The sequence below is a fragment of the Dyadobacter sp. AC419 genome, from assembly GCF_979253085.1.
In genome coordinates this window covers 214742-230385 of the sequence record NZ_CEEDCD010000027.1, presented here as the reverse complement: position 1 = coordinate 230385, position 15644 = coordinate 214742, and the positions used below count along the sequence as shown (strand labels likewise).

At 45.4% G+C, this 15644-nt stretch carries 14 protein-coding genes; 9 read left to right on the top strand and 5 right to left on the bottom strand.

What is annotated here, in order from left to right:
* Positions 1-4: 4 nt before the first annotated feature.
* From AC0IYG_RS25935 to AC0IYG_RS25915, 5 genes are all read right to left on the bottom strand, one after another.
* Positions 5-1873, bottom strand: coding sequence for a glycosyltransferase family 39 protein (locus AC0IYG_RS25935; protein WP_471714002.1), 1869 nt, complete (start codon positions 1871-1873; stop codon positions 5-7).
* Between the two features lie 108 nt (positions 1874-1981).
* On the bottom strand, positions 1982-4033 hold the full coding sequence (locus tag AC0IYG_RS25930) for an OmpA family protein (protein WP_471714001.1): 2052 nt from the start codon (positions 4031-4033) through the stop codon (positions 1982-1984).
* An 89-nt stretch (positions 4034-4122) separates the two neighbouring features.
* On the bottom strand, positions 4123-5406 hold the full coding sequence (locus AC0IYG_RS25925) for an apiosidase-like domain-containing protein (RefSeq protein WP_471713999.1): 1284 nt from the start codon (positions 5404-5406) through the stop codon (positions 4123-4125).
* A 53-nt stretch (positions 5407-5459) separates the two neighbouring features.
* Positions 5460-6107, bottom strand: coding sequence for a ribulose-phosphate 3-epimerase (rpe, locus tag AC0IYG_RS25920; RefSeq protein WP_471713997.1), 648 nt, complete (start codon positions 6105-6107; stop codon positions 5460-5462).
* A 30-nt stretch (positions 6108-6137) separates the two neighbouring features.
* Complete coding sequence (locus tag AC0IYG_RS25915) at positions 6138-6659, bottom strand: Uma2 family endonuclease (protein ID WP_471713995.1); 522 nt, start codon at positions 6657-6659, stop codon at positions 6138-6140.
* A gap of 198 nt (positions 6660-6857) precedes the next feature.
* Between AC0IYG_RS25915 and ligA the strand changes: the two genes are divergently transcribed.
* The 9 genes from ligA to AC0IYG_RS25870 all read left to right on the top strand — a co-directional run bounded on the left by ligA (position 6858) and on the right by AC0IYG_RS25870 (position 15607).
* The gene (gene ligA / locus AC0IYG_RS25910) at positions 6858-8948 is read left to right on the top strand and encodes an NAD-dependent DNA ligase LigA (RefSeq protein ID WP_471713994.1); all 2091 of its coding nucleotides are present in this window, start codon (positions 6858-6860) and stop codon (positions 8946-8948) included.
* A gap of 61 nt (positions 8949-9009) precedes the next feature.
* Positions 9010-9900, top strand: a complete 891-nt coding sequence (gene dapA, locus AC0IYG_RS25905) for a 4-hydroxy-tetrahydrodipicolinate synthase (RefSeq protein ID WP_471713992.1) — start codon at positions 9010-9012, stop codon at positions 9898-9900.
* A gap of 6 nt (positions 9901-9906) precedes the next feature.
* Complete coding sequence (locus AC0IYG_RS25900; protein WP_471713991.1) at positions 9907-10965, top strand: aminotransferase class V-fold PLP-dependent enzyme; 1059 nt, start codon at positions 9907-9909, stop codon at positions 10963-10965.
* Between the two features lie 73 nt (positions 10966-11038).
* Positions 11039-11752 carry an NUDIX hydrolase gene (locus tag AC0IYG_RS25895; RefSeq protein WP_471713990.1) on the top strand — a complete coding sequence of 238 codons (714 nt, stop codon included), beginning with the start codon at positions 11039-11041 and terminating at the stop codon, positions 11750-11752.
* A gap of 88 nt (positions 11753-11840) precedes the next feature.
* Positions 11841-12410, top strand: a complete 570-nt coding sequence (locus AC0IYG_RS25890) for a MarC family protein (RefSeq protein ID WP_471713988.1) — start codon at positions 11841-11843, stop codon at positions 12408-12410.
* Positions 12411-12454: 44 nt separating this feature from the next.
* Positions 12455-12919 (top strand): pyrophosphohydrolase domain-containing protein, encoded by a 465-nt coding sequence (locus tag AC0IYG_RS25885; RefSeq protein WP_471713986.1) that lies wholly within the window; start codon positions 12455-12457, stop codon positions 12917-12919.
* Positions 12920-12944: 25 nt separating this feature from the next.
* Entirely contained in the window at positions 12945-14180 is a 1236-nt protein-coding gene (pepT, locus tag AC0IYG_RS25880) for a peptidase T (protein ID WP_471713984.1), read from the top strand.
* A 61-nt stretch (positions 14181-14241) separates the two neighbouring features.
* The gene (locus AC0IYG_RS25875) at positions 14242-14877 is read left to right on the top strand and encodes a ribonuclease H1 domain-containing protein (RefSeq protein ID WP_471713983.1); all 636 of its coding nucleotides are present in this window, start codon (positions 14242-14244) and stop codon (positions 14875-14877) included.
* Between the two features lie 7 nt (positions 14878-14884).
* Positions 14885-15607 carry a tRNA1(Val) (adenine(37)-N6)-methyltransferase gene (locus AC0IYG_RS25870; RefSeq protein ID WP_471714342.1) on the top strand — a complete coding sequence of 241 codons (723 nt, stop codon included), beginning with the start codon at positions 14885-14887 and terminating at the stop codon, positions 15605-15607.
* The last annotated feature ends 37 nt before the right edge of the window (positions 15608-15644 follow it).

Here is a 15644-nt window from a genome sequence, read left to right as displayed (position 1 = left end):
TTGCTTACTCCAATCCATAGCGCAGACCTTTCAATTTCTTGATCACGATCGGCTCCGGTTTGCCTGCTTTTTTGAGCAAAATATGTGTGGTTTGCGTCGTATCCATCACCTGCACATATTGGGCATCTTTTGGTAAATACAAATTCGTAACCTGCGCATCCTGAACAGAATAAGGCAGGAATGTGCGGTCCATTTCAGACAAAATCTCGTAACGCGAGGCCGGATACAGGATGGTGTCTCCTTTTTGATACAACTTTGTAATCTCCTGAGCCGCTTCGTAATATGGATTTGGTTGTCTCGGCGTCGCAAAATATCCGTATTTCGGAGACCGGTCTTCGTAAAGCTCCACAAGCCTCACAGAAACGAAATAAAGCTGACAAGCCAACCCAATAAACAGCAATGTCCTGAATTCAACCTTAATCGTATTGTAATATTGTAATAACAGACTTAAAAGAATGATCACATAAGGAAACGAAAAACCTGAATAGCGCTGCATTAATCCATATGTGTGCCCGTTTTTGAAGGACATTAATATCAAAAAGAAGGTTGGAAAAAGGGCCATAATGTAAATCATCCAAAGCCGCCTCCTTTGCTGTTTGTCAGCCTGCCTGTGCACGTCAGGAATAAACGATAGGGCAAAAATGCTGATCGAGAAAATTACGAATTGCAATTTATGATTGTTATAAAACAAAGCTCCTGTCAGCACCAAAACGAAAGGGATGGCCATTTTCAAGCCTTCCGCGATCTTTAAATAATTACGCAAGCGGTAAAAAGCAATGAGCAGAATGCCGATAAAAAGCGCGGCAAACACATTCTTTTTTCCTGCCAATGCATCCGTTAATCCATTTGTAAAAATGACCAGATCGGCGAAAATGGGTAACGATTTGGTAAAAACATTGCCTAACGTCGCTGGCAAAATCACCCCAAAAGGATTGTCATAAGGCTTCGTTTCAGCCATTCTCCGGTAAAGATCCGCCTGATAATTAAGCGTATACAAAGTATAAATGCCGCCGCCAAAAAGCATCCACCACGTCACGGGCGACAATGCTGCAACTGCCGAAACCGCCATTTTGATCCAGCCCTTTATATTGCGCAAATAAAGCAAAGCATAAGCCGCATGCGCTACCAAAACTGCAATGGTTAAAAAATGGGACATTAATCCAAGTCCGGCGGCGATGATGTAGCCAATGTATAACCCAGTGGTTTTACGCTTACTCCCTTCATTTTCAATAATTTGTAAAAAGAAATACGTGGCAAGCAATGTCAGGAAGAAAGTCAGTGAATAGCTGCGTGCCTGATGGCTGTATCCGATGAAGAAAGGCTCAATCGCAACAATGGCTGAGGCAATTAATCCCGTATTAACGCTGAAAAAGCGCCTTGCAAACAAATAAGTGAGCCCGATAATGAGCACACTAAAAATAACCGAAAGCATGCGGATAGAGAAATCGGTTAACCCAAACACTTCGATCCAGTTGTGCAAAAGCAGATAATAAAATGGGCTGTTGCCGATATCGCTGCGGTTATTGGCTTCGTAATAATCGTCTAATGTTTTTGGAGCCCAAAACTCAGCCGGCGTAAAAGCGCGCGGCGAGTAATGTTCATTATAAGTAAAAGAGCGCAGCACGCCAGGCGGCCTCAGACTGAATTCGGGTGTTTTCCAGAATCCGGAATTGGATAATGTCAGATTTGAAAAAACTTCCTTCTGATTGGCCCCTTCCAAAACAACACCCTGACTGATCACCAATGTGCTTCTTTCATCGAAAAAGATGCTGTAACGGTCCAGGCGATAGACCCTTAGCGCGATTCCCGCAATTAAAATAACGGCGAAAATGAGCCAGGTTTTCAGGTTCTCGTTCGTACGGTTTGGAGACATTTAAGAAAGTTGATGTGCGCAGATGTTTCCGTTTTGTTGTATTTGTTCAAAACCGGAAATGGTTGACTTGCCGCGAAATTAAGCAAATTTCCCTTTATAGGATATTTTTTAGATTTTAAGAATCGTAAACTCCACTCTGCGGTTCTTCTGGCGCGTCTGTTCTGTGAGGTTGCTGGCGATGGGTTTGGCAGGCCCCCAGGCTTTGGTTTGGATCCTTTTGGCCGTAATGCCTTTGGATAAAAGATACTTTTTCACCTGCTGCACGCGGTCTTCTGCGAGCTTCACATTTTTCTGCACTTCTCCCTGATTGTCAGTATGTCCTTCCAGCAGAATTTCCATTTCCGGATATTCTGTCATCGTCTTCACAATGCGGTCGAGCTCAGCGTAAGACGAGCGGATCACTTCGGCGCTGCTTTGGGCAAACATGGTGCTGCTAAGCCTGATTTGTTGTCCCGGCTTGATCGGTTGCAGATAAAGATCTTTTCTGATTGTCCTGAGCGTGGTGTCCACGGAAAGGTTGATTTCTTCCGTAAAAGGAAAATAACCCTTTTCTGACGCAGTAATGCGGTAAGTTTCTTTGAGCGGAAGAATGATCCGATATTCGCCCGTTTCCGGATCAAATGTCGCTTTGGTGAAAACTTCATTGTTCTTTTTTATCTCAGCAATCAGGTCTGAACGCAATGGTTTGTTCGTTTCAGCTTCCATAATGGTCCCCGTAATGATCGCAACAGGGTCGGGCCGCAGCTCGGGTGTAAGCCGTACGCGAAAAATATCTTCTTGTCCAACAACCTTCTCACTTGCGCTGAAATAAGCATAATCTCCCGTGGCCGGAATGTTAATGTAAGCATCCCAAAGTGCCGTATTTATAGCTGGCCCCAAATTTTCAGGCGTCGACCAGTTGATCCAGGTGTCATCCAAACGCCTTGTAACAAACAAATCACCGTCACCATAACCGCTGTGACCTTGTGAGGAAAAATATAATGTCCTGTTATCCAGTGCCAAAAATGGTGTTCCTTCGTAATCGGCGGTGTTAATCACATTTCCCAAATGCCGCGGCTCAGACCAGCTGTCATCCGATTGCAGGAATGAAACGTAAAGATCCTTTTTCCCCTCCGTATCGCTGCGCTGCACTGAAATGATCATCACATTGCCATAAGGCGACACGGTTGTTTCCATGCTTTCAGCCTCGCCTTGCTGCTTGGAATTATAATTTTCACGGAGGTTATTGATCTTGTATTCTTTGGGAAATGTCCACCCTGTTTTGGTTTGAAAAGAGCGCGATAGGCCCAGTTCCATGGTGCCGTCGGGACGATAAATGTTGATCACATAAATCGTTTTTCCATCTGCAGAAATGCTCGTGATCGCATTATCGCCATAATTATTGATTGGCGGGCCCATATTCACAGCTGGCCCCCAGACATTCTTTTCATTGAGTTTGGAATACCAGATGTCTTGCGATTTGGGCGAGCCCACATTGCCCTGAAAGTTACTTCTTGTAAAATAAAGCGTCTTACCATCCGGCGAAATGATCGGTGCAACTTCCTGTCCCATGCTGTTTATGGCAGGACCCATATTCTCGCGTTTTGTTTTAGCGAGTGGCCCTTTGGCAACATTAATAACCGCCTCAATCGGGTTAGCCGCATCAGAAATGGCAATTGCGTCCACTTGATTAAAACCTGAAACCTTCGAAGGCTGCATGACAATTTTGATCGCGTTAGCAAGCAAATTTTGTTGTTTAGGGAAAATCCGGAGCATTCTTCCTTTCACCGTAAGCTGCGCAGCAGGCGTGTCGTAAATCAAGAATTCCTTGCCGGATTCATCATATGCATAAACACGAGCAATGGCGCCGGGATTAAAATTTTCAGCGATTGCAACCTGTTTCAGCGGAAGTGGTTTCTCAAATCCAACCTTAATCCATTCTTCATTCCGTCCATCTGCATCCGCGGGCGACCATGCACACGGGCTATTACCAAAGTCAGGAAGTTTATTGGGGATGCCGAGGATTTGTTTGGAACGATAAGCGTGGCCGTATTGTGCCGGTCTGTACTCAGAGGAGTAACCCAGCACTTTATTGGCCCAAAAAATCTGTTGACAGAATCCTTTATTTGCAAAAACTGTCAAAAACAGAAGGAACGCTTTGATGAGTATGCTATTATTCATGGGTGCATTGGTGCGGGCAGGAATCAAAAATCGACGCAATAATATGCTTAAAAGAAGAGATTTATACAAGAAATCTCACTGGAAAATGGTCATTTTTTCGCGCCAATCAAAAGAATCCAGTCCCAGCCCGGCTGTGAATCCGGCGGCTGCACAACGGCCTGTGGAGCCGCTTTAAATTCCCCGCCCGACCAGCGTTTTCCTGTTCTTGGACTATACCAGACTGCCGCAAAATCGCTTCCGTTCAAATAACTCAGATCCAGCTTCACTGGCCGCGATTCGGGCAGATAAAGCATAGACATTTTCTTATTAGAGAGCGAAACAATGCCAATTTCCGCCTTATCAACGGAGTCGGGCAGGAGTTCAGGCACATTTTCCGGCTGCATGTATTCCCACGGAATGCCTTTCAGGATTTTGACGAGTTCGTGAATGTATTCTGCGCCGTCTTTATTGATATTGACTTTCCAGGTTGGGTTAAAATTTTTAATGGTGCTCATGTGACAAAATCCCGCAGCAGCGCTCATTATCGACTGATATGCCTGGTTTCGTATCAGCACAGACTGGTCCGTTATTTCTTTTGGAAATTCAGAATTTGCGATCAAAAATGGCCTTAATGCTGCTTCTGCTGAATTTTTCTGCCAATTGGCCAATGCTGCATATTCGGCGGGCGTCACAGTGGAATCGGGAATGATGAATTTCAGGTCTGAACGAACTGTTGAACTGTCATTAACGCTTGTCGGCGAGCAGGTGCTCAGAGAAGCGATAATTTGTCCTTCGGAATTGGAGCGGATGCCGTCGGCAATGGCTTCAAACTGAGCAGCAGTCTGATATTCTTCTTCGCTTACAATCCAGATAATGTTGTTGTATTTTGCAAATTGCCTGCCGACAAATGCGCCGTAATTTTTCCAAACCGCCGCATCCCTTGCGTCAAAAAGTGCATTCCAGCTTTTTCGGGAAACCACAATGCCAACAACCAGATTACGCTCTTTAGCAGCAGCAATTATTTTTTCAAAATAATCAAAATATGCCTTATTGGGTTTCGAAATGTCGTTATCAACGAAGGGCAGGGCTTTGCTGAAATTGCGCTGATTGGGCAGAGCCGGTAAAAGTTGAACCAAGAACGTGTTGAATGACTGCGCTTTACGCGTGTCCATATATTGCACCGCCTCGGTGTAACTCAGCTTTCGAAGCATTTGCCAGGCCACGTCGGCCACCATCAAAAACGGAATGCCATTGTTATCCGTGATGTGGCGACCATTCGGGCTTACCTTCAATGGAAAACGGGGGACAGCAAGTTCGCGAGGCTGCGGAATGTTGATAACGGCAAGGCAGGATGCCGCCAAGATGCTGAAAATGAAGTATCTAAACCACTTCATGGTTTTTGCCTGGAAACTTTTCTGAACATATATTGGTGTCTGGAAACAGGTATTTAGCTGTTTTTCAGGTCAGCAATGGTTTGGGAAGGATTTTCCGAACTAAATACGAAGCTTCCTGCAACCAAAATATTGACCCCTTCACGAACCAGCAATGGCGCGTTGTCAAGATTAACGCCGCCATCCACCTCAATCTTGAATGTGTAGCCAAATTTTTCTTTCAAAGCCTGTAATTTGGCAATCTTCTGGTAAGTATTCTGAATGAACTTTTGGCCCCCAAATCCTGGGTTAACAGACATAATCAACACCAGCGAAAGGTCACCAAGAATCTCAGAAAGCACTTCAACAGGCGTATGCGGGTTCAATGCAACGCCCGGCAAAACGTCAAGCTCTTTAATGTGCTGAACCGTTCTGTGCAAATGCGGACAAGCTTCATAATGTACAGTCAGCCCGGCGGCGCCAGCCTTTTTAAATGCTTCGAAATACCGGTCAGGCTGCTCGATCATTAAATGCACATCCAGCGGTTTTGTCGCATGCTTGTTAATGGCTTCGCAAACGGGAATTCCAAATGAAATGTTAGGCACAAACATGCCGTCCATTACGTCAACATGAATATAATCTGCCGGGCTCGCATTAAGCATTTCTATGTCATGCTGTAAGTTCGCAAAGTCGGCAGCAAGTATGGAAGGAGCAATTTCAGCCATGAATGTCAAAAAAATTAGTACAGGCCGAAATTAAAATATAATGTTCAACTTGAATGCCAGATCGTGAAATAATGGTGAGTTGACCACATCGTTTTCGCTAAACAAAGCATAGACGTCATATCGCCCGTCGACTAACGTGTAAATTTCCAACGCTCGCATTTCCGGCTTCAAAAGCCAATATTCCTGGACGCCATAGCGCTCATAAATTTCTTTCTTGACAACCGTATCCATTTTTACGGTGCTTTTGGAAACAATTTCAACCACCATATCAGGAACACCACGAATCCAGTCCTGGATAATGTCTTCTTTTTCCTTTGGGATAAAAATGAGGTCGGGCTGTAAGCGGTTGTAGTCTTCGTCAAATATTACATCCATTGGAGCAGACAACATTTCGCCTAAATCCTGCTCTACGACATAGCGATCAAGGATTCGTTGCAGATTACGCGAGGCTATTTGGTGATAAGATTTCGGGCTAGGAGACATAATTTCCTCCCCATTGATGATCTGCGAAAGATCCCAGTCCTGCCAAACAATTGTTTCTGTGCTCTTCATGTGCATAGCGAGTTTTTACTAAAATTAATGAAAAATTCAAGAGATTCATAGGTGTCAATATATCAGGTAAAACAAGCGGATTGCTCCGTTTCTCACTTGATACGTCACGCTCAGAAATTGGTAACACAATTCTCACATTGTTTGAATCGGCGCGGACGCTTCTTAAATTTGGCCACAATCCCTTTTAGCCGCTATAACATGAATCCAGAACAGCAAATCCAGGCCCTTACCGAAAAACTGCAGCATTATAATTATCGCTATTATCAGGACAATGTTTCTGAAATCAGCGATTTCGAATTTGATCAGCTGCTGAATGAGTTAAAAGCGCTTGAAAATCAATATCCTGAGTTCCGGCAGGAAGACTCGCCGACATTACGCGTTGGCGGGACGATCACCAAGAATTTTAACACCGTTTATCACCGTTATCCGATGCTTTCGCTGGATAACACATATAATGAACTGGAACTGCGCAACTTCGACGACCGCGTGCGGCGGGGATTGGACGGAGAGGCTTACGAATACATTTGTGAGCTGAAATTTGATGGAATTTCACTCAGCTTCACTTACGAAAACGGCGTGCTGGTGCGTGGTGTTACGCGTGGCGACGGCACCCGCGGAGACGAAATCACGCACAATGTTAAAACAATCCGTTCATTGCCTTTGCGCGTAAAATCCGACAATCTGCCACCTGTTTTTGAAGTCCGTGGTGAAGGTTTTATGCCGATCACGTCTTTTCAAAAGTTGAATGAGGAAATGGAGACTTTGGGCGAAAATCAATATGCTAATCCGAGAAATGCGGCTTCTGGTTCTTTCAAATTGCAGGATTCGGCTGAAACCGCGCGTCGTGGGCTCGATTGCTATCTTTATTCATTTTTAACCGACACAGCATTTTTCAAAAGTCACGAAGACAGCTTGCTGGCGCTGAAATCCTGGGGCTTCAATGTGTCGCCGGGCTGGCGGAAAGTGCAGACCATTGATGAGGTGCTGGCATTTATTCATGAGTGGGAAGATAAGCGCCTGACATTGCCGCTGGCAACGGACGGGATTGTAATCAAGATCAATTCATTTGAGCAGCAGCGCGAGCTTGGTTTCACAGCCAAAAGCCCTCGTTGGGCCATTTCATTTAAATATAAAGCAGAAAATAAACCCGCAATTTTGCGCATGGTGACTTATCAGGTGGGCCGCACGGGAGCAGTCACTCCGGTTGCCAATCTTTGCGACATTACGGAACGTGCGCTGCCTTATAACAAGGTGAAGGGTGTGCATCTTTCTGGGACGCGTGTTAAGCGGGCTACATTGCACAATGCCAACGAGTTGCTAAGGCTGGGGATAGAAATTGGAGACACGGTTTTTGTTGAAAAAAGCGGTGAAATCATTCCAAAAATTACCGGAGTTGATATTTCCCAACGCGAGAAATATCCCACCGAACCCCTTATTTTCCCAACACATTGCCCCGAATGCGGCTCGGAACTGCAGCGAAATGAAGGGGAAGTCGCGTTTTTCTGCCCGAACGACAGCCATTGTCCGCCACAACTTAAAGGCCGCATTGAGCATTTCATTCACAGAAAGGCGATGAACATTGAAAGTCTGGGGGAAGGTAAAATTGAATTGCTTTTCGATCTGGGCCTCGTGCGAACGCCCGCAGACCTTTACGACCTGAATGAAAAGACATTACTAGGGCTTGAAAAAAGCATTCTAAACGAAGAAACTGGTAAGGTTAAGAAGATCAGTTTTAGAGAAAAAACAGTTGAGAATATCCTGAACGGAATTGCATTGTCAAAAACAGTTCCTTTCAAAAACGTACTTTTTGCGCTCGGCATTAGGTTTGTGGGCGCCACAGTCGCGGAAAAACTGGCTGCTTATTTCAAATCCATGAGTGCATTGCGGCTCGCCACTTATGATCAGCTGATCGCCGTTCCGGAAATTGGCGGACGGATTGCACTAAGCATTGCATCCTATTTCGACGTGCCTGAAAATCAGCAGCTCGTGGAGCGTTTGCAAGCTGCGGGCGTTCAAATGGAAAGCGATGAAAAACCCGTTGAGCTGGAAAGTGACGTGCTGGAAGGAAAGACATTTGTGATATCAGGTGTCTTTGCAAATTTCGACCGCGACGACCTTAAATTGAAAATCGAAGTGAATGGCGGGCGCGTGCTGAGCGGCGTTTCAGGCAAGCTCAATTATCTGCTGGCCGGTGACAATATGGGCCCGTCCAAGCTGGAAAAAGCCAGAAAGCTGGGCGTCACAATTATCACCGAAGAAGAATTTTTGGCGATGATCGAGAATAAATAGAGAAAAACGAGCCAGAAGGCTAACTTTGTGTTTTGAAATCTAACAATTATATAAGTAAATAATGCCATTGGACCAACGTTTCAAAGGGGTAGGAGCGGCGCTGATTACACCTTTTGATGAGCAAAATCAAATTGATTATACCGGATTGAAAAAACTGATCGACCTCGTATCCGAAGGCGGGTCCGATTTCCTTGTCGTTCAAGGCACAACCGGGGAATCTCCTACGGTAACTTCCCGCGAAAAGCGTGAGATCCTGGCATTTACGATTCAGAATAATACAAAATCGCTTCCTATTGTCTACGGTCTGGGCGGCAATGACACGCAATCCGTTCTGGATTGCATTGCTGAAACCGACTTCACCGGCGTTGACGCGATCCTTTCTGTTTGTCCTTATTACAACAAACCCACGCAGGAAGGAATAACAGCTCATTTTACTGCCATTGCAGACGCTTCTCCGGTTCCTGTGCTGCTTTACAATGTTCCCGGCCGCACAGTCGTCAATATGAAACCAGACACGATTGTTAAGCTGGCAGAACACAATAACATTATTGGAATTAAGGACGCGGGCGGCTCAATCGAGCAAAGTATGGAGCTTGCAGCGCGTGTTCCCGAAGATTTCCTTTTGCTTTCTGGTGATGACAACCTTGTAACAACAATGGTCAGTGTTGGCTGGCATGGCGTTATATCCGTGATTGCCAATGCTTTCCCAAAAGAATTTGGTGCGTTAACCTGGCATGCATTAGAAGGCCGTTTCAAAGAAGCTGCGCAATTGCAGCTGGCTTTTCTGGAATTTGATACACTGCTTTACATTGAGTCAAATCCGGTCGGCATTAAAAAATGTCTTGAAATCAAAGGCATTTGCAGCTCAGCGGTGCGTTTGCCATTGCTGAAAGCGTCTGAGGAATTAGGCCAGAAGCTCGAAAAAGCAATGATTCGTGAAGGATTTATCTGATATAAGATGATCACTTTTTATCCGGGACCTTCCAAAGTTTACGATCAGGTTGGCCAATATTTGCAGGAAGCATTCGAGAGCGGCGTAATCAGCGCTAATCACAGAAGTGCGGCCTTTATGCAAATGCTGGAAGAAGCCATCCGTGGTTTGAAAGCAAAATTGAATGTTCCGGATGATTATGAAGTGTATTTCGTCTCTTCTGCCACAGAATGCTGGGAGATCATTGCCGAATCACTGATCTCAGACGGAAGCGTTCATATTTATAATGGCGCTTTTGGTGAAAAATGGATGGAATACACCCATAAGCTCACCGGAAGTGCTCATTCCTTTCCTTTCGAAGCCGATGAAAATCCAGTTTTGGACCCGACGCTTCAATTTTCTCAACAAGCTGTTTTTTGCGTAACGCATAATGAAACGTCCAATGGCACTGCATTAACCGCCGATTTTCTGGCTTCACTGCGCCGACAGGTTCAAAATGTAATCGCTGTTGATGCAACTTCCTCCATGGCGGGCGTCTTACTTCCATGGGAAATGGCTGACGTTTGGTATGCTTCGGTTCAAAAATGTTTTGGACTGCCTGCCGGAATGGGTGTAATGATCGTCTCGCCGAAAGCGATTGATCAGGCCAAAGCAGTTGGAAACCGTGCACATTATAACAGCCTGCTTTTTGTCCGAGATAATTTCCTGAAATTCCAGACGCCTTACACGCCGAATACATTAGGCATTTACCTGATGAACAAGGTGATGCAACAGGTTGCGCCCATTGAAAACGTTGCTTCAAAAGTCGAGGCAAGAGCGCTTGATTGGTATGCATTTTTGCCTGAACATGGTTTCGAACTTTTGATAAAAAACGTGACAGTCCGCTCGCAAACGGTGATCGCCGTGAGAGACACAAAAGAGCGCATCAGCGATATCAAAAAAGCCGCTTTGGCACAAGGCATTGTGCTCGGAAACGGTTATGGAAAGGACAAAGAAACGAGTTTCCGGATCGCAAACTTCCCCGCGATTACGGACGATGAAATCCGGACATTGAAGGATTTTCTGGTTTTATATGCTTCAAAATAGCGAATGAGTAGTAATAGAGGCGTTTTGCTTTATTAACTAAATATTAACTTACTCACTCCCGCAGTTTCAAGTTGTGCGATTAGATATATTAAAACAATATCAGGCCCAAACCAAGTGTCTGGTCGCTCTGGACTCCATTATTTTTGGCTTTGACGGCGAAGAATTAAAATTATTACTGGTTAAAAGAGGCATTGAAGATGAGCATCATACGTGGTCTTTAATGGGTGGATGGGTGCAGCCGGACGAGAGTCTCGAAGGCGCATCTTCACGGATCCTTTTCGAACTGACCAACCTAACAGACATTTACCTTGAACAGCTGCATACATTCGGAAGCCCGCAGCGAGATCCCGTCGAAAGGACCGTTTCTGTCGCCTATTTTGCACTCATTAATGTAGAGGATTACGACCATAAGCTTTCCAAAAATTTCGAAGCGCAATGGTTTCCGATCCAGGAATTGCCAAAGTTGTTGTTTGACCACGGCGCAATGGTTGAAATGGCCATTCAGCATCTGCGTTACAAAGCTTCCCAGCATCCGATCGGGTTTGAATTGCTTCCCGAAAAGTTTACAATTCCGCAGCTTCAGAAGCTGTATGAAGCTATTTTTGGAACGGAACTTGACAAGCGTAATTTTTCGCGTAAACTGCTTTCTACTAACCTATTAGTAAAACTGGATGAGAAGCAGAAAGGCTTTTCCAAGAAGGGCGCATTCTTCTACAAAATTGACGAAGAGAAATACAAAAAGCAGTTCAATACATTCCTGAACTTCCTGCCCGGAAGCGCTAATTAATGCGCTAATTTTGGTGCAAACCGCATTAAGGGTTGTGTAAGCAGTCGGTTTTAAGCAACTTTGCGGACAGATCACCCCGGCCAGCCCCATGTTCAATTTTAAGGAAATAGTTTCCGTCACGCTTATCCTTTTCTCGGTTATCGACATCTTGGGCTCACTGCCACTGATCGTTGATTTTCGCAGGAAGCTGGGGAAAATCGAGTCTGAAAAAGCGACATTAGCAGCTGGATTTATCATGATCCTTTTCCTGTTTCTTGGAGAAAGACTGCTCAGCTTATTTGGGGTTGACGTGGCTTCATTCGCAATCGCGGGTGCGATAATCCTTTTCCTATTGGGTCTGGAAATGATCCTCGGCAGGAACATTTTCAAGCATGATAACCTGGACGTTGGCGTGGCTTCAATTGTTCCCATTGCATTTCCGCTCATTGCCGGCGCCGCAACCATGACCACGCTGCTTTCGCTTCGTTCCGCTTATCAAATTCAGAACATTCTGATCGGAATTTTGCTCAATTTATTCTTCGTTTATCTGGTTTTGAAATCATCAACCTGGCTCGAAAGAAAGCTTGGGCAGGGTGGGACAGACATTCTGAGGAAGGTTTTTGGCATTATCCTGCTCGCGATCTCCATTAAATTATTTAAGACAAACCTCTCAATGTGAGGTGATTCATTGCTTTTTTGAATTAATTTAACACAACATAAATCATGCAACAATTGGACAGCCTTAACCAGGTCGCTGAATTTCATAAAACATTTAAACACCCGATTCTGGAAACGCCTACAATCCCGTCGGAAGACCGCAGCAAGCTTAGAGTTGCGCTTCTTGCAGAGGAACTGAAAGAGCTGGAAGTGGCTATTTTGGAAAAAGACATTGTCGAGATTGCTGATGCGCTCTGCGATTTGCAATATGTGTTGTCCGGCGCGGTTTTAGAATTTGGTTTGGGCGAAAAATTCAGAACGTTGTTTGATGAAGTGCAGCGTTCCAATATGTCCAAAGCGTGCAATAGCGTTGAGGAAGCCGAAGCAACTGTGGCACATTATCAAGCCAAAGGAACCGATTGTTATTTCAAGGAAGACAATGGTAAATATTTGGTTTACCGCACTGCTGATGACAAAACGTTGAAAAATATCAACTATTCGCCTGCCGATCTCGCATCGATTTTAAACTGATCCGACATTCCAATCTGACCCGCTTATGACATCCGCTCTGGAACGATTTCTTCGCTATGTGAAAATTGACACGCAATCGGATCCCAATTCCGACAGTTTTCCAAGCACTGCCAAACAACGCGATCTGAGCAATCAGTTGGTCGTTGAATTGCAGGAAATGGGCATTGAAGACGCACATTTGGATGAGCATGGCTATGTATATGCAACCATTCCGTCTAATTCGGACAAAACGGACGTTCCGGTAATCTGTTTTTGCTCACACGTTGACACATCGCCGGATGTTTCGGGCGCACACGTAAATCCCATCGTGCACGAGAACTGGGATGGATCAGACATTGTGCTTCCCGACGATCCTACGCAGGTTTTGCGGATAGGAGAACTGCACGATCTTGATCAGCAGATTGGCAATGATATCGTTACTGCAAGCGGAACGACGCTTCTGGGCGCTGATAACAAAGCGGGCGTTGCCGAAATTATGGCAGCTGCTGACTATCTCGTAACGCATCCTGAGATCCAACATGGCGACATCCGGATCCTGTTCACCCCGGATGAGGAAGTGGGCCGCGGGACCGAGCATGTGAACATGACTAAATTGAATGCGGACTTCGGTTATACGGTTGACGGAGAGGCGGTAGGAACGCTGGAAGATGAAACTTTTTCGGCCGACGGCGTCAAAATCACGATTCACGGCGTCAGCACGCATCCGGGTTATGCATTAGGCAAGCTCGAAAATGCATTAAAGATCGCTGGTGAAGTTCTGGCAGCGCTTCCAAAAGATTCATTATCACCCGAAACAACCGAAGACAAGCAGGGTTTCATTCATCCGGTCCAGATCGAAGGCATTCAGGAAAAGACCGTTTTGGGTTTCATTATCCGTGATTTTACAGTTGCCGGACTGCATGAAAAAGAAGCGCTGTTGCAGGATATTGTGAATAATGTGCTTACCCGTTATCCCAATTCAACAGCGGAATTCAAAGTGACAGAGCAGTATCGGAATATGAAAGAAGTGCTGGATCAGCATCCACAGGTGCTTGAAAATGCTTTGCTGGCCATGAAAAAGGCAGGATTGAATCCAATTCAGCGCAGCATCAGAGGCGGCACGGATGGATCGAGATTATCATTCATGGGCTTGCCTTGCCCCAATATATTTGCAGGCGAGCATGCATTCCATTCCAAGCTGGAATGGGTTTCTGTGCAGGACATGGAAAAAGCGGTCGAAGTGATCGTCAACATTGCAGAAATCTGGGAGCAAAAAGCATAACAACCGCATTGGCCCAGTCAGTCATTCATCGCACCGGCGACCCGGTCATTCAAAATTAAGCTTGGCAAAGAAGACAAAATATTATGTGGTTTGGCAGGGAAGAAAAACGGGCGTTTTTACCGATTGGAAAGAATGTGAAGCGCAGATAAAAGGCTTTGAGGACGCGCGTTACAAGTCATTTGACTCCGTTCAGGAGGCGGAAGCGGCGATTCAGAGAAATTATTGGGAGTTTGTTGCCAAAAAGGAAAATAAGCCCGCCATAACCAAAGACATTCCCGCCAACATTGGCAAACCCATTAAAAACAGCATTGCCGTCGACGCAGCCTGGAACACGGCTTCGGGCGACATGGAATATCAAGGTATTTATTACGCAACCGGCGAACGGATTTTTTTGCAAGGCCCGTTCAAGGACGCAACCAACAATATCGGCGAATTTCTGGCAATCGTGCATGCATTGGCCTATTTACAAAAAAAGGAAAGTGACCTGCCCATTTACAGCGATTCAAGAACGGCTATTGCATGGATTAAGAAAAAGCACGCCAACACGAAATTGGCTCTGACACCGAGAAATAAGCCTGTTTTTGAAATGCTGCAACGTGCCGAGCGCTGGCTGGCAGCCAACAAGTTTCCGAATAAAATCCTGAAATGGGAAACCGAATACTGGGGTGAAAACCCGGCTGATTTTGGAAGAAAATAGAACGGTTATGGCTCGAAATGCATCTTTTCGGTTTAAGAATTTTGTCGTGCAGCAAGATCAGTGCGCGATGAAAGTTTGTACGGACGCCTGCGTGCTGGGCGCCTGGGCGGACGTTACGGATGCAGATCACATTCTCGATATCGGCGCCGGAACGGGTTTGCTATCGCTCATGGTGGCGCAAAGAAACAGTTATGGCATCATTGACGCCGTTGAAATCGATGCGGAAGCTTTTTACCAGGCGGGAGAAAACGTTGAAAAGAGTCCATTTCATGACCGCATCCGGTTATTCCATTCCGCTGTGCAAGAGTTTAGTGCCGATCATAAATACGACGTTATTGTCACGAATCCGCCATTTTTCCAGTCGGATCTGCTTTCGCCGCTGGACAAAAAGAACATTGCACATCACGCCAAGTCGCTGGATTTTGCTGAATTGCTAACGGCCATTGACCGGCTTTTATCGGCAGAGGGCAAATTCAACATTCTTTTTCCAGTGGATGAGGGCAATCAGTTTTTGATAAAAGCGCAGCAGGCAGGCTGGAATTTGAGCAGAAAACTGACTTTGTTCCATCATTCAGGCAAGAAGGCTTTTCGGCAGCTGATGACCTTTCAGCGGAGCGAAGTCGTTCACAATGTGTATCTTAACAAAGTGCTTCACATTTATGAGCCGGACGGCGTGACGTATGACAGCGCTTTTAAAGAATTATTGAAGGATTTTTATTTGATATTTTGATCGGGAAAAACACGAACTTTACAATGTAATGCCGTTA

Excerpts from the sequence above, each read along its gene's own strand:
- AC0IYG_RS25935 (WP_471714002.1), bottom strand. The coding sequence starts at position 1,873 with ATGTCTCCAAACCGTACGAACGAGAACCTGAAAACCTGGCTCATTTTC.
- AC0IYG_RS25930 (WP_471714001.1), bottom strand. The coding sequence starts at position 4,033 with ATGAATAATAGCATACTCATCAAAGCGTTCCTTCTGTTTTTGACAGTT.
- AC0IYG_RS25925 (WP_471713999.1), bottom strand. The coding sequence starts at position 5,406 with ATGAAGTGGTTTAGATACTTCATTTTCAGCATCTTGGCGGCATCCTGC.
- rpe (WP_471713997.1), bottom strand. The coding sequence starts at position 6,107 with ATGGCTGAAATTGCTCCTTCCATACTTGCTGCCGACTTTGCGAACTTA.
- AC0IYG_RS25915 (WP_471713995.1), bottom strand. The coding sequence starts at position 6,659 with ATGAAGAGCACAGAAACAATTGTTTGGCAGGACTGGGATCTTTCGCAG.
- ligA (WP_471713994.1), top strand. The coding sequence starts at position 6,858 with ATGAATCCAGAACAGCAAATCCAGGCCCTTACCGAAAAACTGCAGCAT.
- dapA (WP_471713992.1), top strand. The coding sequence starts at position 9,010 with ATGCCATTGGACCAACGTTTCAAAGGGGTAGGAGCGGCGCTGATTACA.
- AC0IYG_RS25900 (WP_471713991.1), top strand. The coding sequence starts at position 9,907 with ATGATCACTTTTTATCCGGGACCTTCCAAAGTTTACGATCAGGTTGGC.
- AC0IYG_RS25890 (WP_471713988.1), top strand. The coding sequence starts at position 11,841 with ATGTTCAATTTTAAGGAAATAGTTTCCGTCACGCTTATCCTTTTCTCG.
- AC0IYG_RS25885 (WP_471713986.1), top strand. The coding sequence starts at position 12,455 with ATGCAACAATTGGACAGCCTTAACCAGGTCGCTGAATTTCATAAAACA.
- pepT (WP_471713984.1), top strand. The coding sequence starts at position 12,945 with ATGACATCCGCTCTGGAACGATTTCTTCGCTATGTGAAAATTGACACG.
- AC0IYG_RS25870 (WP_471714342.1), top strand. The coding sequence starts at position 14,885 with ATGGCTCGAAATGCATCTTTTCGGTTTAAGAATTTTGTCGTGCAGCAA.